At 66.0% G+C, this 21,398-nt stretch carries 26 protein-coding genes; 10 read left to right on the top strand and 16 right to left on the bottom strand.

What is annotated here, in order from left to right; genetic code table 11:
- Positions 1-16 precede the first annotated feature (16 nt).
- The 4 genes from recR to ABIC35_RS05465 all read left to right on the top strand — a co-directional run bounded on the left by recR (position 17) and on the right by ABIC35_RS05465 (position 3,894).
- A complete protein-coding gene (gene recR, locus ABIC35_RS05480) occupies positions 17-613 on the top strand; it encodes a recombination mediator RecR (RefSeq protein ID WP_121077366.1) in 597 nt (198 codons plus the stop codon).
- 31 nt (positions 614-644) lie between these two features.
- Complete coding sequence (gene def / locus ABIC35_RS05475; RefSeq protein WP_121077364.1) at positions 645-1,169, top strand: peptide deformylase; 525 nt, start codon at positions 645-647, stop codon at positions 1,167-1,169.
- A gap of 248 nt (positions 1,170-1,417) precedes the next feature.
- Complete coding sequence (locus ABIC35_RS05470) at positions 1,418-2,821, top strand: DNA recombination protein RmuC (RefSeq protein WP_183049391.1); 1,404 nt, start codon at positions 1,418-1,420, stop codon at positions 2,819-2,821.
- A 182-nt stretch (positions 2,822-3,003) separates the two neighbouring features.
- On the top strand, positions 3,004-3,894 hold the full coding sequence (locus ABIC35_RS05465) for a hypothetical protein (RefSeq protein ID WP_147425878.1): 891 nt from the start codon (positions 3,004-3,006) through the stop codon (positions 3,892-3,894).
- On the opposite strand, the gene ABIC35_RS05460 is transcribed toward ABIC35_RS05465, so the two are convergent.
- The 8 genes from ABIC35_RS05460 to ABIC35_RS05425 all read right to left on the bottom strand — a co-directional run bounded on the left by ABIC35_RS05460 (position 3,871) and on the right by ABIC35_RS05425 (position 9,517).
- On the bottom strand, positions 3,871-4,044 hold the full coding sequence (locus ABIC35_RS05460; RefSeq protein ID WP_183049390.1) for a hypothetical protein: 174 nt from the start codon (positions 4,042-4,044) through the stop codon (positions 3,871-3,873). The genes ABIC35_RS05465 and ABIC35_RS05460 overlap by 24 nt on opposite strands.
- A 205-nt stretch (positions 4,045-4,249) precedes the next feature.
- Positions 4,250-4,750 carry an META domain-containing protein gene (locus ABIC35_RS05455; RefSeq protein ID WP_121077360.1) on the bottom strand — a complete coding sequence of 167 codons (501 nt, stop codon included), beginning with the start codon at positions 4,748-4,750 and terminating at the stop codon, positions 4,250-4,252.
- Positions 4,719-5,522: a TrmH family RNA methyltransferase gene (locus ABIC35_RS05450; protein WP_121077358.1), complete on the bottom strand. Its 804-nt coding sequence runs from the start codon at positions 5,520-5,522 to the stop codon at positions 4,719-4,721. The genes ABIC35_RS05455 and ABIC35_RS05450 overlap by 32 nt, the downstream gene beginning before the upstream one ends.
- Positions 5,523-5,605: 83 nt before the next feature.
- On the bottom strand, positions 5,606-5,878 hold the full coding sequence (locus ABIC35_RS05445; protein ID WP_121077356.1) for an HPr family phosphocarrier protein: 273 nt from the start codon (positions 5,876-5,878) through the stop codon (positions 5,606-5,608).
- Complete coding sequence (locus tag ABIC35_RS05440) at positions 5,875-6,279, bottom strand: PTS sugar transporter subunit IIA (protein ID WP_064312096.1); 405 nt, start codon at positions 6,277-6,279, stop codon at positions 5,875-5,877. The genes ABIC35_RS05445 and ABIC35_RS05440 overlap by 4 nt, the downstream gene beginning before the upstream one ends.
- A 1-nt stretch (position 6,280) precedes the next feature.
- On the bottom strand, positions 6,281-7,213 hold the full coding sequence (rapZ, locus tag ABIC35_RS05435) for an RNase adapter RapZ (RefSeq protein WP_121079404.1): 933 nt from the start codon (positions 7,211-7,213) through the stop codon (positions 6,281-6,283).
- A gap of 50 nt (positions 7,214-7,263) precedes the next feature.
- On the bottom strand, positions 7,264-8,838 hold the full coding sequence (locus ABIC35_RS05430) for a stimulus-sensing domain-containing protein (RefSeq protein WP_121077354.1): 1,575 nt from the start codon (positions 8,836-8,838) through the stop codon (positions 7,264-7,266).
- The gene (locus ABIC35_RS05425; RefSeq protein ID WP_084583444.1) at positions 8,807-9,517 is read right to left on the bottom strand and encodes a response regulator transcription factor; all 711 of its coding nucleotides are present in this window, start codon (positions 9,515-9,517) and stop codon (positions 8,807-8,809) included. The genes ABIC35_RS05430 and ABIC35_RS05425 overlap by 32 nt, the downstream gene beginning before the upstream one ends.
- A 207-nt stretch (positions 9,518-9,724) precedes the next feature.
- Between ABIC35_RS05425 and ABIC35_RS05420 the strand changes: the two genes are divergently transcribed.
- Together ABIC35_RS05420 and ABIC35_RS05415 are read left to right on the top strand one after the other, a co-directional pair.
- Complete coding sequence (locus ABIC35_RS05420) at positions 9,725-11,326, top strand: phosphoenolpyruvate carboxykinase (RefSeq protein WP_121077352.1); 1,602 nt, start codon at positions 9,725-9,727, stop codon at positions 11,324-11,326.
- 83 nt (positions 11,327-11,409) lie between these two features.
- Positions 11,410-11,775 carry a hypothetical protein gene (locus ABIC35_RS05415; RefSeq protein ID WP_354278334.1) on the top strand — a complete coding sequence of 122 codons (366 nt, stop codon included), beginning with the start codon at positions 11,410-11,412 and terminating at the stop codon, positions 11,773-11,775.
- A gap of 36 nt (positions 11,776-11,811) precedes the next feature.
- On the opposite strand, the gene ABIC35_RS05410 is transcribed toward ABIC35_RS05415, so the two are convergent.
- The 5 genes from ABIC35_RS05410 to ABIC35_RS05390 form a co-directional block, all read right to left on the bottom strand.
- Positions 11,812-12,039 carry a DUF4170 domain-containing protein gene (locus ABIC35_RS05410; RefSeq protein WP_093295174.1) on the bottom strand — a complete coding sequence of 76 codons (228 nt, stop codon included), beginning with the start codon at positions 12,037-12,039 and terminating at the stop codon, positions 11,812-11,814.
- Positions 12,040-12,117: 78 nt separating this feature from the next.
- Positions 12,118-12,423, bottom strand: coding sequence for a hypothetical protein (locus ABIC35_RS05405; RefSeq protein WP_121077348.1), 306 nt, complete (start codon positions 12,421-12,423; stop codon positions 12,118-12,120).
- Between the two features lie 4 nt (positions 12,424-12,427).
- On the bottom strand, positions 12,428-12,757 hold the full coding sequence (locus tag ABIC35_RS05400; RefSeq protein WP_121077346.1) for a DUF3618 domain-containing protein: 330 nt from the start codon (positions 12,755-12,757) through the stop codon (positions 12,428-12,430).
- Positions 12,754-13,095, bottom strand: a complete 342-nt coding sequence (locus tag ABIC35_RS05395) for a phage holin family protein (protein ID WP_121077344.1) — start codon at positions 13,093-13,095, stop codon at positions 12,754-12,756. Before ABIC35_RS05395 ends, ABIC35_RS05400 begins: the two co-directional genes overlap by 4 nt.
- Before the next feature lie 18 nt (positions 13,096-13,113).
- Positions 13,114-13,731, bottom strand: coding sequence for a hypothetical protein (locus ABIC35_RS05390; RefSeq protein WP_121077342.1), 618 nt, complete (start codon positions 13,729-13,731; stop codon positions 13,114-13,116).
- A gap of 114 nt (positions 13,732-13,845) precedes the next feature.
- Between ABIC35_RS05390 and eno the strand changes: the two genes are divergently transcribed.
- The 4 genes from eno (at position 13,846) to ABIC35_RS05370 (ending at position 18,084) form a co-directional block, all read left to right on the top strand.
- Positions 13,846-15,126 (top strand): phosphopyruvate hydratase, encoded by a 1,281-nt coding sequence (gene eno / locus ABIC35_RS05385; protein WP_121077339.1) that lies wholly within the window; start codon positions 13,846-13,848, stop codon positions 15,124-15,126.
- Positions 15,127-15,201: 75 nt separating this feature from the next.
- A complete protein-coding gene (locus tag ABIC35_RS05380) occupies positions 15,202-15,504 on the top strand; it encodes an FtsB family cell division protein (protein WP_175487941.1) in 303 nt (100 codons plus the stop codon).
- 146 nt (positions 15,505-15,650) lie between these two features.
- Positions 15,651-16,700 carry a pyruvate dehydrogenase (acetyl-transferring) E1 component subunit alpha gene (gene pdhA / locus ABIC35_RS05375; protein ID WP_121077337.1) on the top strand — a complete coding sequence of 350 codons (1,050 nt, stop codon included), beginning with the start codon at positions 15,651-15,653 and terminating at the stop codon, positions 16,698-16,700.
- A gap of 1 nt (position 16,701) precedes the next feature.
- On the top strand, positions 16,702-18,084 hold the full coding sequence (locus ABIC35_RS05370) for a pyruvate dehydrogenase complex E1 component subunit beta (protein ID WP_121077335.1): 1,383 nt from the start codon (positions 16,702-16,704) through the stop codon (positions 18,082-18,084).
- Between the two features lie 60 nt (positions 18,085-18,144).
- Here the strand turns inward: ABIC35_RS05370 and ABIC35_RS05365 are convergent, their stop codons facing one another.
- From ABIC35_RS05365 to ABIC35_RS05355, 3 genes are read right to left on the bottom strand one after another with little or no spacing between them, the layout of a single operon-like run.
- Entirely contained in the window at positions 18,145-18,879 is a 735-nt protein-coding gene (locus ABIC35_RS05365) for a TadE/TadG family type IV pilus assembly protein (RefSeq protein WP_121077333.1), read from the bottom strand.
- Entirely contained in the window at positions 18,879-19,451 is a 573-nt protein-coding gene (locus ABIC35_RS05360) for a TadE/TadG family type IV pilus assembly protein (RefSeq protein WP_121077330.1), read from the bottom strand. Before ABIC35_RS05360 ends, ABIC35_RS05365 begins: the two co-directional genes overlap by 1 nt.
- Positions 19,448-21,385: a TadE/TadG family type IV pilus assembly protein gene (locus ABIC35_RS05355; RefSeq protein WP_121077328.1), complete on the bottom strand. Its 1,938-nt coding sequence runs from the start codon at positions 21,383-21,385 to the stop codon at positions 19,448-19,450. The genes ABIC35_RS05360 and ABIC35_RS05355 overlap by 4 nt, the downstream gene beginning before the upstream one ends.
- Positions 21,386-21,398 lie beyond the last annotated feature (13 nt).

Raw genomic sequence — 21,398 nt, 5'->3', positions numbered from 1 at the left:
CCCTATGTGATGCGCCATGGCCTCTCCCGAAATCGAAGCGCTGACCCAGGCCCTGTCGCGGCTGCCCGGTTTCGGGCCGCGTTCGGCGCGGCGGGCGGTGCTGCACCTGCTCAAGAAGCGCGAGACCACGCTCGATCCGCTGCTCGCCGCCCTCAGCGCGGTCAGCCAGAAACTCACGACATGCCACATTTGCGGCAATGTCGACACGTACGACCCCTGCGCGATCTGCGCCGACCCCCGCCGCGACGACCGCTCGCTGTGCGTGGTCGAGGAAGTCGCCGACCTGTGGGCGCTCGACCGCGCGCGGCTGTTCCCCGGGCGCTTCCATGTGCTTGGCGGCAAGCTTTCCGCGCTCGACGGGGTGCGGCCCGAGGACCTGCGGATCGACGCGCTGGTCCGCCGGGTGGGGGCGGGGGGCATCGACGAGGTCGTCCTCGCGATGAACGCCACGCTGGAGGGGCAGACCACCGCGCATTACGTCTCGGAGCGGCTGGAGGCGTTCCCGATCCGCGTCACCCAGCTCGCCCATGGCCTGCCGGTGGGGGGCGAATTGGACTATCTCGACGAGGGTACGCTCGCCCAGGCGCTCCGGGCGCGCCGCCCGGTTGCTTGACGCTGGAGGGCGGCTCTCCTAAATTTAGGCGATGGCCATCCTCCCCATCGTCGAAGTACCCGATCCGCGTCTGCGTCTCGTCTCCACTCCTGTCGAGGCGGTCGATGACGACGTTCGCACGCTGATCGGCGATATGTTCGACACGATGTACGATGCGCCCGGCATCGGCCTCGCCGCGATCCAGGTCGGCGTGCCCAAGCGCCTCATCGTGATGGACCTGCAGGAGGAAGAGGACGAGGAGGGCAAGCCGATCCGGCACCCGCGCGTCTTCATCAACCCCGAGATCCACGAGCCGGCCGAGGAAGTTTCGGTCTATACCGAGGGCTGCCTGTCGGTCCCCGACCAGTTCGCCGATGTCGAGCGCCCCGCGCGCTGCCGCGTGACCTGGCTCGACGAGAAGGGCGAGCAGCATGACGAGGTCTTCGAGGGCCTGCTCGCCACCTGCATCCAGCATGAGATGGACCATCTGGAGGGCATCGTGTTCCTCGACCATCTCTCGCGGCTCAAGCGCGACATGCTGATGAAGAAGCTCAACAAGGCCCGCAAGGCGGCCTGAGGGCGCCACTACCTGATTGTCGTCATCCCGGCGAAAGTCGGGATCCATTCGCCACTACGCCCGGGCTCGAGCCTTGCCGGCGACCCCAATGGATTCCGGCTTTCGCCGGAATGACGGAGAAGGGGGCGAGGGCGCCCCGCCACTTATCCACCGAACCCTCGCCAACCCGCGCCGAACCGACCGCCGGCACCCTTGCGGCCCGCTCCCCCGGCGCGTAAGTTCGCGTCCTGTTCCCGGGAGATTTGGCGTTGGATCCGTTCGTCGTTGCCTTTGTGATGGTTGCCCTGGTCGTGGGCGTGGTGGTCGGCTGGCTGATCGGCGCGCGCGGCACGAGCGAGGCGCGGGCTGAAAGCGCCCGGCGCGAGGCCGATTTCAAGGCCGCCATCACCGATCTCGCCATGGCCGAGGAACGCGTCGGCCAGCTCCCCCGCCTGCGCGAGGAAGCCGCGATGCTCCGCAACGAGCGCGACGCCGCCCGCATCGAGCTGGCCGAGCTCAAGGCCAAGGCCGGCGCCTTCGAGGAGCGGCTGACCGAATTCGTCAACGCGCGCGAGATGATGGCCGGCCAGTTCCGCGAATCCGCCGCCAAGATGCTCGACGAGACGCAGCGCGCCTTCCTCGAACGCGCCGAGGCGCGCTTCCACCAGGCGGGCGAGAAGAACGAGGAGCGGCTGCGCTCGCTGCTTCAGCCGATCGACACCACGCTCAAGCGCTATGAGGAAGGCCTGCAGCGTGTCGAGAAGGACCGTACCGACAGCTATGGCCAGCTGCGCGAGGCGATCAGCGCGGTGCACTCGAGCCTGGGCGAGACGCGCGCGGAAACCTCCAAGCTGGTCAACGCCCTGCGCGCCGCGCCCAAGACGCGCGGCCGCTGGGGCGAGCAGCAGTTCCGCAACCTGATCGAGATCGCCGGGCTTTCCGGCCATGTCGATTTCGCCGCCGAGGTTTCGGTCACCACGGAGGACGGCATGCTGCGGCCGGACTTCATCATCCGCCTGCCGGGCGACCAGCAGCTGATCGTCGACGTGAAGTGCGTGCTCGACGGCTATCTCCAGGCGGCCGAGGCGACCAGCGCCGAGGAGCGCACCGCGGCGCTGAAGGCGCATGCCAAGGCGATGAGCACCCATGCCGACGCGCTGTCGCGCAAGGCCTATTGGGCGCAGTTCGAAAAGGCGCCGGACTTCGTCATCATGTACATCCCCGGCGACAATTTCCTGTCCAGCGCGCTGGAAGTGGACATGGAGCTGTGGGAGCGCGCAGCGCGCAACCGGGTGATCATCGCCGGCCCCTCGGCCTTCCTGCCGCTCGCCCGCACCGTCGCCTCGATGTGGCGCCAGCAGAAGCTGACCGAGGATGCCCGCGAAGTCGGCAAGCTGGGCAAGGAACTGTACGAGCGGCTGGCGACGGCGGCGAGCCACCTCAAGCGCGTCGGCGGCGGGCTGAACAGCGCTGTGGAGAATTACAACAAGTTCGTCGCGAGCTTCGAAGGCCGGGTGATGGTCTCCGCGCGGCGCTTCCAGGCGCTCAACGTGGATATCGGCAACAGCTCGCTGGACGCGATCGACACGGTCGACGTGATCGCGCGGGCGCCCACGGCGGAACTGCCGGCGCCGGGCGAGGGCGAGGTGGAGGAAGCGGCTGCGGCGGAGTGAGGGGGCTTCTGGAACAAGTCGCGCTTCGCTGAGGCCTGGGGCTGATTGAGTGGCTAGGTCAGTCTCGGGCAGGTTTGCTTGTCAAAGGCTAGAATCATCGAACCCACGGCGTTCGCTCTCTCGCCAACGTGTTTGACGCAAACGTGTGAATCGGCGTAGCTTCCTGGAAACGGGGGCAATGAATGACTGAAGCGCCATTAAGTTTGCATTTCGGGCTTGTGGAGAACGAGCGTGCGGATCTTGAAACCGTTGCAAATGCGGCTGTTGAGTGGGTTGGGATCTTACGCGATTTAGCTTCGATCGTGTCTCCAGACCTGGAATTTGAAGTCGAGTTTGTGGAAAGCGAAGAGGGCAGCGTATGGCTGAGTAACCTCGTAAAAGCCGTCCGTGCGGGTGATCGCAAAGCTCTCGCGGCACTCACGTTTTCAGCGGTGCTATTCTTCGCTATGGGGCCTGTATCACATCTCCAGACAGACGCAGGGAACGCATTCTGGAAGGCTTTCGGGCATGTGGACACGGCCGATTTGTCGGATTCCGATAAGCAGGACATCGCCAATAAGGTTGTTCTTGCATTTGAGAAGACAGATTTGGCCGAGCGACGTCGTCGAATTGTTCGGCAGGTTGAGAAAGACAGCCACGTTACGTCGATCGGTATCGGGTACACGCCAGCAAAGAAAGGTCCAATTGCTGCAATTCCACGAGCTCAATTTCCAATTTACGGGGCTGCTCCGGAAGTTGAATCTCCCTTATTAATTAAGGAGACTAAGTTCAGGAATCACGTAGTTGTGAAAATTGTTCGTGCAAATTTACGGGAGAATGAATTGAAGCCTCGCTGGCGTTTCATGGATGCTAATGAGGAGTGGAGCGCTGATCTCGAAGACGGCGAGTTTGTTGCCGCGCTTAATCACGAAGCTACGGGTCTACCGCTGGCGGTCGGACAAAAAATGACTGTAAACGTCGCTATCGATGGGTACCTCCTGGGCGAGGAGTTCATTGCAGAGAACCGCAGAATTACTCGCGTTATCGTACCGCAAGTTGAGCGGAGGCAATTAGACTTCCTTGGTGACGATTAACTTATAAACAACATAAACGAGGACCAGCATCCCCACGATAGCGGCGGCCTGCATGCTAAGAACGCTGAGTCCGAGTAACAGGCCAAAAAATGCACTGCCAAGAATGGCGGCGTCGGCCCATGACATTCCTTTGGGGCGCTTACCGTCCATAGGTTTGTGCTCTCTCATCGAGATAGAGTCGCATTATGCAAACCTTGCGTAAAGTGATATCGGAGGGCTGATCGACCAGCGCATCGAAGGATGATCTAAGCTCCTACATTTCCTAAGCTGATTCCAATAACCTCGTATCGTGATTGGCTGAAAGCGGAGCCGAGGTCACGGCTGCTGCTTGGTGCACGTAGGCCTCTGGCTTTGCTCACCCCGCCGCCCGCACCAACACCAGCGTCTTCCCATCGCGCCCGGTCAGCAGCAGGCGCCCGCGGTGGCTCTGGCGGACCGCCAGGCGCTGGTCGAGCAGGGCAAGCAGCGCCTTTTCCTGCCGCATCAGCGCCGGCGCGCAGGCGCGGCGGGTGGTGATCACGCCGCCGGTGGTGAGGTACCCCCGTTCCACCCGGTAGTTGCCGCCCAGCGCGTTGCAGCCGGTATAGCCGCTGATCCGCAGGCCCTCCAGCTTCAGTCGGGCGCGGCTGCCGGGGACGGTCGCGTGTCCCTCAATCCCGGTCACGCGCCAGTCGCCCAGCAGCAGCTGTTCCTCCGCGTCGAAGCCGTGCGTCTCCGCGCGCGGGGCCTCGCGCACCGGCGGCGGCTCGGGCGTCTGCGCGGCGGCGGGGAAGGCGGCGGCCAGCGCCGAGGCGAGCGCGGCGGCCGCGGTCAGGAGGCGGCGGTCAGCCGTGCCGGAACTGGTTGCGTACTTCATAGGCCATCACCGCCGTTGCCACTGCCGCATTGAGACTGTCTGCCTTGCCGAGCATGGGGATCTTTACCAGAAGATCGCAGGCGGCTTCCATATGCGGCGGCATGCCCTGCGCCTCGTTGCCGGTGAGCAGGAAGGTCGGCGCGGCGTAGCGCGGGGCCTGGTAATCATGGTCGGTATCGAGGCTGAGGCCAACGAGCTGGCCGGGGCCGGCGCGCAGCCAGGGCTCGAACTCCTCCCAGCGGGCGCGGGCGACGGGCACGGTGAACAGGGCGCCCATGCTCGCGCGCACCGCCTCGACCGAGAAGGGATCGACGCAATCGTCGAGCAGGATCAGCCCGCCGGCGCCCACCGCATCGCCAGTGCGCAGGATGGTGCCGAGATTGCCGGGATCGCGCAGCCGCTCGGCGACCAGCCAGATCGGCGCGGTGCTGCGGTCGATATCGGCGAGGTCGAGCGCGAATTCGGGATAGACGCCGACGACCGCGCCCGGATTGTCCTTGCCGGAGAGCTTCGAGAGGATGTCGGCATTGGTCTCGATCGCCTCGCCGCCCTGGGCCTCGGTGGCGGTGACCAGCGCCACGACCAGCGGGTGGCGGGCGGTCTCGGCGGTGTAGAAGAGATAGTCGGGGATCCGGCCGGCCTCGCGCGCCTCGGTCAGGATGCGCAGGCCCTCGGCGAGGAACAGCCCCTCTTCGCGGCGGTGGCGCTTGTCGCGCAGGTTGCGCATGCGCTTGATGAGGGGGTTGGAATAGGCGGTGATTTCGCGTGGCATCCGCGCGCTATAGGGCGGGATGGGGGCGGGGGCTAGGTCGCCCTCTTAAGCCCCTCCCCTGAAGGGGAGGGGATTAAGTTGGGTTATTCCTCGTTGAACCGCGCTTCGACCAGCTCGACCAGCGCCTGCACTGCGTCTTCCGCGCCGTCGCCTTCGGCCCAGATCGTGATCGTGTCGCCCTTGGCGGCGCCGAGCATCATCAGGTCGAGGATCGAGGTGCCGGCGGCGCTGTTGCCGTCCTTCTCGACGGTCAACTCGCAGGGCTGGGTGCTGGCGAGCGTGACGAAGGCCATGCTCGCGCGGGCGTGGAGGCCGCGGCGGTTCTCGATGAGCACCTCACGCGACACCCGGCTCATTGCGGCGGCCCCAGCATTTCCGAGGCAACCGTCACATATTTGCGGCCGGCGTCGCGCGCGGCGAGCACCGCGTCGGTGACGGACATGGTCTTGCGGGCGCTGCCCAGGCGGATCAGCATCGGCAGGCTGATGCCGGCGATCACCTCGACCTTGCCCGCCTTCATCAGCGAGATGGCGAGATTGGAGGGGGTGCCGCCGAACAGGTCGCTCAGCACGATCACGCCTTCGCCCGAATCGACCGCGCCGATGGCGCTGGCGATGTCGGCGCGGCGGCCCTCCATGTCATCCTCGGGGCCGATGCAGATCGCGGCGACCTGCTCCTGTTTCCCCACCACATGTTCCATCGCGACGACGAACTCCTCGGCGAGTCGTCCGTGCGTCACGAGCACCAACCCGATCATTCTATTCTCCGCCCCTAGCCATGGACACCGGCGCCCCCTCCAGGGAGTCCTGTGGCGCGGTCTGCAAATCTCTGTGCGTCACCGTGGGCGAAAATCCTTCGTCGCGCAACCGGCGGGCCATCCGTTCGGCGACATGCACCGAGCGATGCCGCCCGCCGGTGCAGCCGAACGCGATCGTCACATAGGCTTTCCCCTCCGCCTGGTAGCGGGGGAGCAGCAGCAGCAGCAGCGACTCGATCTGCGCCATGGCGGCATCATAGGCCGGGTCGGCCTGGATATAGGCGGAGACGTCGGCATCGAGTCCCGTGCCGGGACGGAGCACCGGGTCCCAATGCGGATTGCGCAGGAAGCGCATGTCGAGGACGAGATCGGCATCGCGCGGCAGCCCGCGGGAGAAGCCGAACGAGGTGACGCTGAAGGTGGTCTTGCCGCCGTCCGCCGAGAAGATCTGGCGGATCGCCTGGGACAGCTGGTTCGCCTTCATGTCGGTAGTGTCGAGCAGCCGGTTGGCCCAGCGGCGCAGGGGGCCGAGCAGCTCGCGCTCGCGGGCGATGCCGTCCTCGGCGGGGCGGTCCTGCGCGAGGGGGTGGCGGCGGCGGGTTTCGGAGAAGCGGCGGATCAGCTCGGCGCCGCTGCATTCGAGGAACAGCGTGCCGACATCGAGGCCCTGGTCCTCGCGCAGCTTCTTGATGCGCTGGACGATGCTCTCCGCGTCGAACCCGCGCGTCTGGGTGCCGAGCCCGAGCGCGAGCGGGCGCTCGTCGTCGCCGCCATCTGCGCCGGGCGCGGTATCGAGCAGGCGGTTCAGGAGGAGCAGGGGGAGGTTGTCGACCACCTCCCAGCCGAGATCCTCCAGCGTGCGCAGCACGGTCGACTTGCCAGCACCCGACATGCCGGTGACGAGCAGGATGTGTTTGGGGCGACGCCGTTGCATGATGCTCTCGTTATAGCTTGTCGGGAGCGCGGACGGGTCGACGGGCGGGTTCATGCGCGGGCCGCCAATGGCAGCCGCACCACGAAGCGTGCGCCTTGCGATCGATCCTCCCGCGATTCCACTATTATGCTTCCCTGATGGCCTTCGACGATGGTGCGGGCAATGGCAAGCCCGAGGCCGGAATGCTGGCCGAAAGCCTCGCTGGAGGGGCGGACCGAGTGGAAGCGCCGGAAGATCGCCTCGCGGGCTTCCTCCGGCACGCCGGGGCCTTCGTCTTCCACCCAGACGGCAAGCGCGTCGTCTTCCTCCTGCGCCGAGATCGCGATCAGCCCGCCGGGAGGCGAGAAGGACAAGGCGTTCTCGATCAGGTTCTCGAACACGCGCTCGAGCCGCGTCGGGTCGCCCATCACTTCCATCGATTGCCCGCGCGGACGATCGAAGCGAAGACGTATCTCCTCGGGCACGCCGCGGGTCTCGCGCTGGCCGATCAGCGCGGCGATCAGCTCGCCCAGGTCGAACGGCTCGAAGGTGGTGCGGCTGAGCTGGGCGTCGATGCGCGAGGCCTCCGAGATGTCGCTGATCAGCCGGTCGAGCCGGTGAACGTCGTCGCGGACGATGTCGAGCAGCTGGTCGCGCAGGCCCGGGTCCTTGACGTTGGACAGCCCTTCGACGGCGGAGCGGAGCGAGGCGAGGGGGTTCTTCAGCTCATGGGTGACGTCGGCCGCGAAGGTCTCGGTCGCGTCGATGCGGGCACGGAGCGCACCGCTCATGTCCGAGAGCGCGCGGGCGAGCATGCCGATCTCGTCGCGGCGTTCGGGCAGGCGGGGCACCACCACTTCGCGGGCCCGGCCGAGGCGGACGCGGATCGCCGCCAGCGCCAGCCGGCGCAACGGGCGCACGATGGTGCGGGCGAGGAACAGCGACAGCAGCACCGAGACCAGCGAGACGATGCCGAGCACCACGCCCAGCCGGTAGCGCTCCACCCGCACCGTCTGGGTGATGTCGCGGGCGTTGAACGCAGTCATCACCACGCCGAGGCCAGTTATGGGAGCGGCGGCGGTGATGACGGGGGTGCGATCGGGCGCGCGCCAGACGCTCGCGGCGGCTGCGTGCGTCTCCAGCGCGGTACGGACGTCCGGCCAGTCGAGCCCGGCATCGCGCGGCCGCTCACGATACAGCGGCGCACGATCCGCACCGGCCACCTTGTCGATCACCGCATCGAGAAAACGTGCGATCGTCTGGCCGACGGGATCCTTGTCCGGATCGCGCAGTACCAGGTTGCGCAGGCCGAGTTCGCGGCTGTCGCTCAGCAGCTTGCCCTGCGGGTCATAAAGGCGGATGCGCGTGCCCATGTCCCGGGCGAGGCTGAGCACCAGCAGGTCGCGGCGCTTGTCGGTGGCCGAGGCCAGCGCCTGGGCGATCAGCCGCACCTCGCGGCTGGTCTGCTCGACGCGGCTGTCGACGATCCGGCTGCGATAGCTGTCGAGATAGAAGAAGCCGCCGCACAGCAGCGCCAGCGCGAAGATGTTGACCGCCAGGATCCGCGGCGTGAGGCTGACCCGGCCCGACCATCGCAGCGCCAGGTCGCGCTCGTCATTCATCCGAGAAGCGATAGCCCGCGCCATAGAGCGTCTCGATCGCGTCGAACTCCGGATCTACCTGGCGGAACTTGCGGCGGACGCGCTTGATGTGGCTGTCGATCGTGCGGTCGTCGACATAGATGTCGTCCTGATAGGCCGCGTCCATCAGCTGGTTGCGCGTCTTGACGATGCCCGGGCGCTGGGCGAGCGTCTCCAGGATCAGGAATTCGGTGACGGTCAGCGTGACGTTGACGCCGCCCCAGGTGACCTTGTGCCGCGCCGGGTCCATGCTCAGGCGGCCGCGCTCCAGCGCCTCGGCGGGCTCGGCCGGGGCCGCGCCCTCGGCCACCGGCTGGGCGGGCTCGGTGCGGCGCAGGATCGCGCGAATGCGGGCGATCAGCAGGCGCTGGGAGAAGGGCTTGGCGATATAGTCGTCCGCGCCCATGGCAAGGCCGAGCGCCTCGTCGAGCTCGTCGTCCTTGCTGGTGAGGAAGATCACCGGGATCTGGCTCTTTTCGCGCAGGCGGCGGAGCAGCTCCAGCCCGTCCATCTTGGGCATCTTGATGTCGAGCACCGCCAGCTCGGGCGGGTTCTCGATCAGCGCCTTCAGCGCGCTTTCGCCGTCCGAATAGACGCGGGTGAGAAAGCCTTCGGTCTGGAGGGCGATCGACACCGAAGTGAGGATGTTGCGGTCGTCGTCGACCAGCGCGATCGTGGCGGTCATCCGGCTACCCGGGGCTGGCGCAAAATCAGCATCGACACCCGTTAGACCAAAGTTTCTTCCGCCTCAACCGACCGACAACGCTTACCCGGATTGACCCCCTCGACAGGTGCGTGTCAGGAGGTGAGTCGAAATAAAGTTGCGCGACAAAACAATCATCTGCTTTGTCATATAAATAGCGTGACAGTGTTTGAGGAGGGTGGTTTGAACATGCGTCAGTCGCGCCATGGTCTTGGCGAGCAGGGAATTGCCACCGCGGCAACCCTACACTGGAACCTGATTACTGCGCCGCTGGTCGAGCACGCGATCCGGCGGGGCGAGGGTAGCCTTGCCGCGGAAGGTCCGCTGGTGGTTGCTACGGGCAAGCATACCGGACGCTCGGCCAAGGACAAGTTCATCGTCCGCGATGCCGAGACCGAAACCAATGTCTGGTGGGGCAAGACCAATCAGGCGATGACGCCCGAACATTTCGCCGCGCTCAAGGCCGATTTCCTCGCCGAACTGGGCAAGCGCGACGAACTCTTCGTGCAGGACCTCTATGGCGGCTCGCAGCCCGAGCATCGCGTGCGGGTGCGCGTGATCAACGAGCTTGCCTGGCACAATCTGTTCATCCGCACGATGCTGGTACGTCCCGGGGCGGAAGCGCTGGCGGACTTCGCCCCCGAATACACGATCATCGACCTGCCGAGCTTCCGCGCCGATCCCGCGCGCCACGGCACCCGCAGCGAAACGGTGATCGCGGTCAACTTCACCGACAGGCTGATCCTGATCGGCGGCACCGCCTATGCCGGCGAGATGAAGAAGAGCGTGTTCGGCCTGCTCAACTATCTGCTGCCCGAACAAGGCATCATGCCGATGCACTGCTCGGCCAATATCGGGCCCAAGGGGGACACCGCGATCTTCTTCGGGCTGTCCGGCACCGGCAAGACCACGCTCTCGGCCGATGCCAGCCGCACGCTGATCGGCGACGACGAACATGGCTGGTCGGACACCGCCGTCTTCAACTTCGAGGGCGGCTGCTACGCCAAGATGATCCGCCTCTCGCCCGAGGCAGAGCCCGAGATCTTCGCCACTACCAAACGCTTCGGCACGGTGCTGGAAAATGTGGTGATGGACCCCGAGACGCGAACGCTCGACCTCGACGATGCGACCCTCGCCGAGAACAGCCGCGGCTCCTACCCGATCGACTTCATCCCCAATGCCTCGGCCGACAATCTCGGGCCGGTGCCGAAGAACATGATCTTCCTCACCGCCGATGCCTATGGCGTGCTCCCGCCGATCGCGCGGCTGACGCCGGAGCAGGCGATGTACCATTTCCTCTCGGGCTATACGGCGCGCGTGGCGGGCACCGAGATCGGGGTGACCGAGCCCGAGGCGACCTTCTCCACCTGCTTCGGCGCCCCGTTCATGCCGCGGCATCCGTCGGTCTATGGCAATCTGCTCAAGAAGCGGATTGCCGAGGGCAATGTCGCCTGCTGGCTGGTCAATACCGGGTGGACGGGGGGCAAATACGGCGTCGGGCACCGCATGCCGATCAAGGCGACGCGGGCGTTGCTCAATGCCGCGCTCGACGGCAGCCTCGCTGCAGCCGAGTTCCGCGTCGACCCCTATTTCGGCTTCGAGGTGCCGGTAGCGGTTCCGGGGGTGGACACGGCGATCCTCGACCCGCGCGAAACCTGGCCGGACAAGGCCGACTATGATGCCACCGCCGAACGGCTGGTCGACCAGTTCGTCGAGAATTTCGCGCAGTTCGAGGACCATGTCGAAGCCGGCGTCCGCGCAGCTGCGCCCAAGGCAAAGGCGCTCGCCTGAGCGACACGGCCGATCTTCCGCCGCGGTGCTTCCCCAGCGCCGCGGCGATCGTCCGGATCGGGGAGGGGCTGCTCGCCTGCGCCTTGTCGCGCGAGGACTGGACGCACGAGGCGCATCTCGCGGCGTGCCTGTATCTGCTGACCGAGCGGCCCGACGTGGATGTGGATGCCGAGATCGGCGGCTTCATCCGCCGCTTCAACGAGAGCGTCGGCGGCGTCAACGATGACCATGGCGGCTATCACGAGACAATCACGCGCGCCTATGTCGCGGGCGTGCGTCTGTTCCTGACCGAGCCGGGACCGGCGGATCTAGCGGCGCGGGTAAACGGCTTGCTGGCTTCGCCCATAGGCCGGCGCGACTGGCCGCTCCGCTTCTACAGCCGCGAGCGGCTGTTCTCGGTGGCGGCGCGGCGGGGCTTCGTGGAGCCCGATCTGGCGCCGCTGCCGTAAGCACCCCTCCCGCGGACGGGAGGGGCAGCTTCGATATCAGGCCTTGCCGGCCTCGACGTCGGGATCGAGCAGGCGGTGGAGGTGCACCACCACATAGCGCATCTCGGCGTCGTCGACGGTGCGCTGTGCTGCGGCGCGCCATGCCTTTTCGGCGCTCGCATAATCGGGGAAGATGCCGACCACGTCGAGCTTCGAGGGATCGACGAAATCGAGGGTCGTCGGATCGGCAACGCGGCCGCCGAAGACCAGGTGAAGCTTGCTCATTGCGCCTCCTGGGGGTGGGGGGGATGCTGCAGCCCTTACCGGCACTGCAGCATCGCACTCAACCCCCTTATAGGCGGCTCAGCGCTTGGCCGTCGCGTCCTTGGCCGCGTCGATCACCGTGCCGAACAGCGCCGAGACGCGTTCCTTGGTGGCGTCGCTGTTCGGGATCAGCGATTCGATCTGCTCGCGGCCGCTTTCCTTGGCCGCATGCACGGCGGCGGTAGCGCCGTCGGCAAGTTTGCGGCCCAGCGGCGCCAGCGCCGCCTTTTCGCGCTCAAAGCGCGGCAGCAGCATGCCGATCACCACGCCCACCGCGACGCCGCCAGCGAGCAGCAGCGCGGGGTTTTCAGTGAGGCGCGATCCGGTTTCGGTTTCGGTGCTCATGGCGTCATCCTTCTGTGCTGTCTGATGTGGCCGAACCCTTAGCGGGTCCGTCGGTTTCGTGTTTGCCCTTGCGGAAAATGTCGATGATCCAGCCGCGTGCGAGCACCAGGCCGATGCCGCTGGTGACCGCAGCCGCCAGCCACGGCCGTTCGCGGACGGCTTCGGTGCCCTCGCGCGCAATGGTCGTCACGCTCTGCTTGGCATTCTCCATCGCTTCTTGGGCGATGTTGCGCGGCTTCAGCCGTTCCTGGATCGTGCCAACCGTTCCCATCAGCTTGTCGCGGGCGGCACGCGCACGGGCCCGGGCGGCATCGGGATCGCGGGGTACCGTCATGCTTGCGCTCCCATCGCCTTGCGGATGCCGCGCGCCGCGGCCCAGCCGAGCAGGGCTGCGATGACGAGGCTGACGCCGACCACGATCAGCGTCGCCCAGCCGGGGCCGACCAGGGTCGCCAGCGTCAGGATCGCGCCGACGATCAGCCCGATCGCCGCAGCCAAAGCGAGCGCGAGGGCCAGGACGGCGGCGATCGCCGCGCCCTTGACCTCGGCCACCTTGGCCTGGGCGACGGCCTTGAAATAGTCGACCTCGGCGCGGGCATAATCCTTGGCGTCTTCGGTGAGCTGGCCGATCAGCTCACCGATGCCGGCGTCTTCCGTTCGGGGGGCGTCCATGCCCTGTGCTGCCCGTCCTTAGCTCTGGGTCGTGCCGGGGGATGCCGACGGACCGCTGCCGAAGCCGGCGGGCTCGACCTTGAGGTCGTCGGTCGACGGCGTGTTGCCGGTCGGAGCGGCCGTGGTGCCGGTGCCGGTCGTGGTGGTCGTGCCCGAAGCTTCGATGCCCGACTTGATCACCCGCGCCAGCACGAAGCCGAGCGCAGCTGCGGTGCCGACCGCGATCGCCGGGCTCTTCTTGACGAACTCGGTCGCCTCGTCGAGCAGCTCGTTCACTTCCTTGCCGCGCAGCGAATCCGCGAACCCGGCGATGCCGTCTGCCGCGGTACGGGCATATTGTCCGTACTGCGAGCCGAGCTTGGCATCGACGTCGCCTGCGGCCGTGCGCATCATCTCGACGACTTCGTCGAGCGCGCTGGTTGCGCGATCCTTGCCGGTGCCGGCGAAGCCAAGGATGTGCTCCTTGGCCTGATCGGCATACTTGGCCGCTTCCTCGCGAATCGTGTCGGAGGCGTTCCGCGTGAAGCTGCTGTGCTCCGCGCCCGTGCCGCCTTCGGTACCGCCGCTTGCCGCGCCGGTTTCACCCATGTTCCCTGCGAGCGGATCGCCCGCGATGTTGGCCGTTTCGTTTGCCATGATCAAAAACCCTCCATGTCGCGTCGAAACAACAACGGCCCCGTTTGCGAGTTCCCTTGCGAACCGCTAGAGGCACCGCGCGCCTCATTCCAGATATGTTACGGAGACCATGACGTGACCGCAATCATCGACGTCCACGCCCGCCAGATTCTCGACAGCCGTGGCAATCCCACGGTGGAAGTGGATGTCCTGCTGGACGATGGCAGCTTCGGCCGCGCCGCCGTGCCTTCGGGCGCCTCCACCGGTGCCCATGAGGCCGTGGAGAAGCGCGACGGCGACAAGTCCCGCTGGCTCGGCAAGGGCGTCGAAGGCGCCGTAGATGCGGTGAACGGTGAGATTGCCGAGGCAGTTCTCGGCCTCGACGCCGAAGACCAGGCCGATCTCGACCGCACCATGATCGAGCTCGACGGCACCGCCAACAAGGGCCGCCTGGGTGCCAACGCCATTCTCGGCGTCAGCCTCGCCGCCGCCAAGGCCGCGGCCGATGCGCGCGGCCTGCCGCTCTACCGCTATGTCGGCGGCGTCAACGCGCACGTCCTGCCGGTGCCGATGATGAACATCATCAACGGCGGCGAGCATGCCGACAACCCGATCGACTTCCAGGAATTCATGATCGTGCCGGTCGGCGCCGAGAACATCGTCGAGGCGGTGCGCTGCGGTTCGGAAATCTTCCACACGCTGAAGAAGAAGCTGCACGATAAGGGCCTGGCGACCGGCGTGGGCGACGAGGGCGGCTTCGCCCCGAACATCGCCTCGACCACCGAAGCGCTGGACTTCATCATGACCAGCATCGAAGCCGCCGGCTACAAGCCCGGCGACGACGTGATGCTCGCGCTCGACTGCGCCGCCACCGAATATTTCAAGGACGGCGCCTACAAGATGGTGGGCGAGGGCAAGACCCTCAGCTCGACCGAGAATGCCGAGTTCCTGGCGAAGCTCGCCGCCGACTATCCGATCTTCTCGATCGAGGACGGCATGGCCGAGGACGACTGGGAAGGCTGGAAGACGCTGACCGAGCTGCTCGGCGGCAAGGTCCAGCTCGTCGGCGACGACCTGTTCGTCACCAACCCGCAGCGCCTGCAGCGCGGCATCGAGGGCGGCTATGCCAACTCGCTGCTCGTCAAGGTCAACCAGATCGGCACGCTGACCGAGACGCTCGAGGCGGTCAGCCTCGCCCAGCGCTCGTCCTACACCGCGGTCATGTCGCACCGTTCGGGCGAGACCGAGGACGCGACGATCGCCGATCTCGCGGTCGCCACCAACTGCGGCCAGATCAAGACCGGTAGCCTCGCGCGCTCGGACCGGCTCGCCAAGTACAACCAGCTGATCCGCATCGAGGAAGAGCTGGGCGACGCGGCGGTCTATGCCGGCCGTTCGGTGCTCCGCCGCGCCTGAACCTAGGTAGGAACCGCAATCTTGCTAAGAGCCGATCGATCAGCGAAAAACACGGGCATGAAGCGCGCTTCGCCCATGTCCACGCTGCTGCGCCGCGCGGGGCTTCCCGCCGCGGCGCTGATCGCCATCGGCTTCTTCGCCTATAACGCGGTTCTGGGGCCCAACGGGATCGTCGCCGCCAAGGAAGTGCAGCACGAGCTTGCCGCCAAGCAGCGCGACTATGCGCTGCTCGACAAGAAGCGTGCCGAGCTCAAGAATCGAGTCGACCTGCTCGATCCGAAGCATGGCGCCGATCCCGACATGGTCGACGAGCTTGCCCGCAAGCAGCTCAACGTCGTCCGCCCCGACGAAGTGATCATCCCGCTCGACAAGAAGTGACTGCCGTAGCGGCACCTGTTGCCAGCCGCGGCGGAGCGTCTTAGGGCGGATGAACGTGGGCCGAACCCGCGCGTTGGTTGCAAGCCCTGCGATAACGCGCGTATAGGCACCCGCCTTTCCCCTCCCCGGATGAGGAATATCTGATCGTGGCCAAAGCACCGGCACGCAACGCACCGACCCCACCCGCCGTACCGAATCGCGAGCGGCCCAGCGAACCGGAACGGTTCAAGGCCTCGAAGGAAGAGCTGCTCGAATTCTATCGTCAGATGCTGCTGATCCGCCGCTTCGAAGAGAAGGCGGGCCAGCTCTATGGTCTCGGCTTCATCGGCGGCTTCTGCCACCTCTACATCGGCCAGGAAGCCGTGGCAGTCGGCCTGCAGTCCGCGCTGGACGGCGAGAAGGACTCGGTGATTACCGGCTATCGCGACCATGGGCACATGCTTGCCTACGGTATCGACCCCAAGGTGATCATGGCCGAGCTGACCGGTCGCGGCGCGGGTATCTCGCGCGGCAAGGGCGGCTCGATGCACATGTTCTCGACCGAGAAGAAGTTCTACGGCGGCCACGGCATCGTCGGCGCCCAGGTCTCGCTCGGCACGGGTCTCGCCTTCGCGCATAAGTATAACGAGGATGGCGGCGTCGCCATGGCCTATTTCGGCGACGGCGCCGCGAACCAGGGCCAGGTGTACGAATCGTTCAACATGGCCGAGCTGTGGAAGCTCCCGATCATCTACGTGATCGAGAACAACCAGTACGCCATGGGCACCAGCGTCAACCGCTCCTCGGCCGAAGACCAGCTGTACAAGCGCGGCGAGAGCTTCCGCATCCCCGGCATCCAGGTGGACGGCATGGACGTGCTCGCCTGCCGCGGTGCCGCCGAGGAAGCGCTCGCCTGGGTGCGCGCCGGCAAGGGTCCCATCATCCTCGAGATGAAGACCTATCGCTATCGCGGCCACTCGATGTCCGATCCGGCCAAGTATCGCAGCCGCGAGGAAGTCCAGTCGGTTCGCGACAAGTCGGACCCGATCGAGGCGGTGAAGCGCGAGCTCGAGACGATGGGCGTGACCGAAGAGCAGCTGAAGCCGCTCGAGGCCGAGATCCGCAAGATCGTGAACGAATCGGCGGACTTCGCCGAACAGACGCCGGAGCCCGATCCGGCCGAACTCTATACCGACGTGCTGGTGGAGACCTACTGAGATGGCGATCGAACTCAAGATGCCGGCACTCTCGCCGACCATGGAAGAGGGCACGCTCGCCAAGTGGCTGGTCAAGGAAGGTGACGTCGTGAAGTCCGGCGACATCCTCGCCGAGATCGAGACCGACAAGGCGACGATGGAATTCGAAGCCGTCGACGAAGGCACGATCGCCAAGATCCTGGTTGCCGAGGGCACGGATAACGTGAAGGTCGGCACCGTGATTGCGATGATCGCGGGCGAGGGCGAGGATGCGTCCTCCGCCGCTGCCGCGCCGGCCCCCGCCAGCCAGCAGACTGAGCCGACCCCGGCGCCCGCAAAGGCGCCGGAAACCGGCACCGCCCAGCTGACCGCCGCCGTCGAGAAGACCCGCCCGGCCGATCCCGCCGTGCCCGCCGGCACCGAGATGGTGAAGACCACCGTCCGCGAAGCCCTGCGCGACGCGATGGCCGAGGAAATGCGCGCCGATCCGCGCATCTTCGTGATGGGCGAGGAAGTCGCCGAGTATCAGGGCGCCTACAAGGTGACCCAGGGTCTGCTCGACGAATTCGGTCCCAAGCGCGTCATCGACACGCCGATCACCGAATATGGCTTTGCCGGCGTCGGCACCGGTGCGGCGATGGGCGGCCTGAAGCCGATCATCGAGTTCATGACGTTCAACTTCGCCATGCAGGCGATCGACCACATCATCAACTCGGCGGCCAAGACCAACTACATGTCCGGCGGCCAGATGCGCTGCCCGATCGTGTTCCGCGGGCCGAACGGCTCGGCGAGCCGTGTCGGCGCGCAGCACAGCCAGAACTATGCCCCCTGGTACGCCAGCGTCCCCGGCCTGATCGTGATTGCGCCCTATGACTCGGCCGATGCAAAGGGCCTGCTCAAGGCCGCGATCCGCAGCCAGGATCCGGTCGTGTTCCTCGAGAACGAGCTGATGTACGGCCGCAGCTTCGACGTGCCGAAGCTCGACGATTATGTCCTGCCGATCGGCAAGGCCCGCATCATGCGCGAGGGCAAGGATGTGACGCTGGTCAGCTACTCGATCGGCGTGGGCGTGGCCCTCGAAGCCGCCGAGAAGCTGGCGACCGAAGGCGTCGACGCGGAAGTGATCGACCTGCGCACGCTGCGTCCGCTCGACAAGCAGACCGTGCTGGAGAGCCTGAAGAAGACCAACCGCATCGTGGTGGTCGAGGAAGGCTGGCCGACCTGCTCGATCGCGTCGGAAGTCGCCGCGTTCGTGATGGAAGAGGGCTTCGACGACCTCGACGCGCCGGTGCTGCGCGTGACCAACGAGGACGTGCCGCTGCCCTATGCCGCGAACCTCGAAAAGCTCGCGATGGTGACCGCCGACAAGGCCGTCGCGGTCGTGAAGAAGGTCACCTATCGCTGATCTTCGGCGCCTGCGCAGAAAACAGGCCCGCTCGACACTCCGTCGGGCGGGCCTTTTTCGTCAGGCGCCGTAAAGGTCGCAGGTCGAGCGGTTCGCGGCCGGCGAAGGATTGTAGACCTGGCCGTAATCGCGGTTGTCGCGGACGACGAACGAGGCGACGTAGCGCATCGTCTTGGTGCTGGTGAACCAGCCTTTGCCGACCAGCGGCGTGTAGAGATAGTTGATCTCGACGAACATCACCCCGGAGTCGGTCGGCGCGCTCACCTGCGCGCCGTTCTCGCCCATGCCGTTGGGGGCGAGCGTGCCGGGATGCTGGCTGCTGTTGTCGCCAGAGCTGGCGGTGTTGACGCCCGCGTCCGGGTCATAGGTGACGCCGTCGGCCTTCACCGTCTTGCCGTAATGCGAGTCGTAGGTGGCGCCGCCCTTGGCGCCGATGCAGCGCTGCCAGTGGATGCGCTGGGTGCCGCCGCTATTCTCCAGGCTGGACAGCGTGATGCGGCCATTGGCGGTGAGGTTGAGCGGGGTGCCCTGCTGCTTGGCGGCGAGCAGCACGTCGTTGAGGTCGACCTCGCGCAGCTGGGTGAAGCCGGTGCCCTTGAACTCGCCGACGCGGCTGGCATTGTCGGCCAGCGCCAGCGCGATCTGGCTGAGGCGCTGGTTGGTGATCGCATAGTTGGTGAGTTCGGCAGCCCATAGCCCGGCGGTCAGCACGATCGGCAGCCCAAGCGCGAATTCGAGCAGCGCGGCGCCGGAACGATCGGCGATCAGCCGCCGGAGCAGCGGGCGCACGCTCATCAGCACGAGATCTTCTGTGGCATCGGGATCGACTGGGTGCCGTAGGGCTGGTTCTTGAAGCGGGTTGCCGCCGTGAGCACCACCTGATTGCTCAGCCCGATCAGCCGCGCGACGGGGAAGATGCGCGTGTAGGTCGCCGTCACCTTGTAGATGGTGACGTCGCTGGCGCCGCCCTGGCCGGCACGGCCGGGATCCATGTCCCACTGGCCGTTGCCGTTGATGTCGGTGAAGCACTCGCCGAAATCATATTTGTTGTTGCCGTTGCCGTCGACGAAGTCCTCGGGCTTGATCACCGAGAAGCTGGAATAGAACAGCCGGCTGGGGGTGACGGTGGCCTTGCCCGCAACCTGGCGGACGGCGGCGATCACCCGGTTGTCGATGGTGGCGGTGCTGGCTGCTTCGATGGTGGAATCGCGCGCCGCCTTCTGGACCGCGCCCTCCAGCACCGCCTGGACATAGGCCTGGTAGCACAGATCCATCAGCCCCATCAGTAGCCCGAGGAGCACCGGCAGCAGGATGGCGAACTCGACCAGCGTCGCGCCGCGCTCATCGGAGGCGAGGGGACGCGTCATTTGCTGACCCGCAGCATCGCCACGCGCTTGGCGATGGTCTGGAAGGCGGCATTCAGCGAGGCATTGTCCGCCGCGTAGAAGGCCTGCCCGGGCGTGGCGCAGTCGGTGAGCTGGGAGGTCAGCGTCTGACCGAACCCGACGACGAAGATCGAAATGTTGCGCGCCTTGGCCGACGCGCAGGCAGCCAGAAACCGGGCATTGTGATTGTCGAGCTGGGTCTGCGCGCGGCAATTGCTAGTGTAGCTCAGGCTGGTGACCCGCTTGTCGTAATTCTCGATGCCGTACATGCCGTAGAGGCATTTGCTCGGCGACATGTCGCCGTCGGTCATGAACACGATGTAGCGCCTGGGTGGATTGCGTCCCGGCCACGCCGCGGTGTCCGCGGCGAAGAGGCCGCTTGGAGACAGGAGGCGAGTGCCCCAGATCATCCCCGTGTCGTGGTAGGTGCCGCCTTGGGGCACGAAGTCGGTAGCGTTCACATAGGCACTGACGTCCGCTCGCGTCATGACTTGCAGGCGCTGGACCGGTTTTCCGCAGGAGACGTAGCCGCTCTCCATGTTCTTCGACATGGAAAGCGCGGTATATTGTCCCAATACCGTCGTGCTCGTGCTGTCTCCGGGCGGATTGACGCTCGATCCCCAGTAGGTCGAGGTATCGGTATTGCCACGATAATAGACCACGTCGGGCCACATCGGACGCCAGCGCGTATCGTCGTCGACAGGGACGAGGTCGGGGTTGAGGTCCGGGGGCAAGTTCGAATAGTCGAAGCTGCTGCTCGGCGTCGTCTTTCGCTCTTCGATGCAGCCTTGCCAGCGCGACGTCGAGCCATCGAGCTTGGTGAGATCCGGAACGGCGTCGCCAAGCTTGTACTGACTCGTGTCGAAAGTGACCTTCTGGTAACTCCAGCTCCGCTTCAGCGGCTGGCTGGTCACGACGCAGGTGCCCTTGTTCGGCGAGGACCAGGAGACGGTGTTGAAGGTTGCGGTGCCGGAAGCGGTATAGCCGCTCGCGGGCTTGCGACCCGCATAGCCGTCGCAGGTGGGATGATCCGTGTTGGTATAGGTCTGGCTTGATGCCGTACCGTCGTTGACGTCGATCAGCTTGCGGCTGTTGTACGTCCAACTATCGACGAGATAGCTGGGCGAAAGCGCCTTGATCGCGTAGCCGGCATTGACGGTCGACGTATAGGTGACGAAGCCATAGCGGAGGTGCGTCGCGGGATCGACCGCGGCTGCAAGGGTGTCGTAGAAGTTGAGCACGGCTTGTCGCAAGCCGGAGATTTTCGAGCCCGAACGTTCCACCGTGTAATAGCCGATCGTGCCGCCATAGCCGGGAGCCCCATCGGTTACGGGCCGGATATAGCTTGTGACCGGCTGGCTGCAGCCGGCGGTTCCGTCCGACGTGAGGCACGCCATCGAACCGGTCGTGTCCAGCACGAACATGATGTCCGTGTCCGCGACGTCGTAGCGCGCCTCGCAGGTCACCGTCAGCGCCTGGTCGCGGAAGCCCATCATGCCGGTGAGCGTCATCGGCACGGTGGCGGTGGCGGTACCGGCGACCTGGTTCTCGCTGGTCTTGGAAGGCGTGAACGTCACCGCCTTGGTGCCGAACAGCCCGAGCTTGAAGTTGTTGGAAAAGAAGGCGTTGGCCTGGGTCGTCGCAGCAGCGTCGAGCGTCGTCGAATTGCTCGACACCATGAACCGCCGCCCGGCCAGCGCGCCGGCGTCGCACGCCTGCTGCAGCCGGTTCTTGACCATGTAGAGCCGCGCGGTGTCGACCGCCGAGCCGGCGATGAACAGCAAGGGGATCAGCGCGATCGCCATCATCGCCAGCGTGTTGCCGGCGACGTTGCCGCGCAGGCGCGCGAGCAGCCCGCCCCTCGGGAGCGTCCCGGAGAGGTACCGTTGAAACCGCTCGAGAACCGTTGTGCGCATGGCGATCGATCGA

Origin of the sequence: Sphingomonas trueperi (assembly GCF_040545965.1) — a bacterium.
Classification (GTDB): Bacteria; Pseudomonadota; Alphaproteobacteria; order Sphingomonadales; family Sphingomonadaceae; genus Sphingomonas; species Sphingomonas trueperi_C.
The sequence above is the reverse complement of the archived record's forward strand: the minus strand, read 5'-3'. Positions and strand labels throughout refer to the sequence as shown.